This is a genomic window from Streptomyces rugosispiralis (assembly GCF_024505145.1).
GTDB classification, from domain to species: domain Bacteria; phylum Actinomycetota; class Actinomycetes; order Streptomycetales; family Streptomycetaceae; genus Streptomyces; species Streptomyces rugosispiralis.
On sequence record NZ_JANIAA010000254.1, the window covers coordinates 1 to 376 of the forward strand.

Below are 376 nucleotides of genomic sequence, written 5' to 3' on the forward strand. Positions count from 1 at the left end.
CGGGGTCGCCCGCGACCGGCTCGGCGCGCAGCAGCGCCTGGCTCTCCCAGACCAGCGACCAGCGGCGGTAGTAGGCGGCGTACGAGGCGAGGGTGCGCACCAGCGGTCCGGACTTGCCCTCGGGGCGCAGATCGGCGTCGATCAGCAGCGGCGGGTCCACGGTGGGGAGCTGGAGCAGCCGCCGCATCTCGTTGGCCACGGCGAAGGCGGCGCGGGCGGCCTCCTGGTCGTCGGCGCCCTCGCGCGGCTCGTGGACGAAGAGGACGTCCGCGTCCGAGCCGTAGCTCAGCTCATGGCCGCCGAAGCGGCCGAGGCCGATCACGGCGAAACGCGTTGGCAGCTCATCGCCCCAGGTGTCGCGGACGGCGGCGCGCAG

At 75.0% G+C, this 376-nt stretch carries 1 pseudogene; it reads right to left on the minus strand.

The features are described 5' to 3' along the window. Positions 1 to 376 (minus strand): annotated as a pseudogene (locus NP777_RS47320) (bifunctional [glutamine synthetase] adenylyltransferase/[glutamine synthetase]-adenylyl-L-tyrosine phosphorylase); the annotation flags it as partial.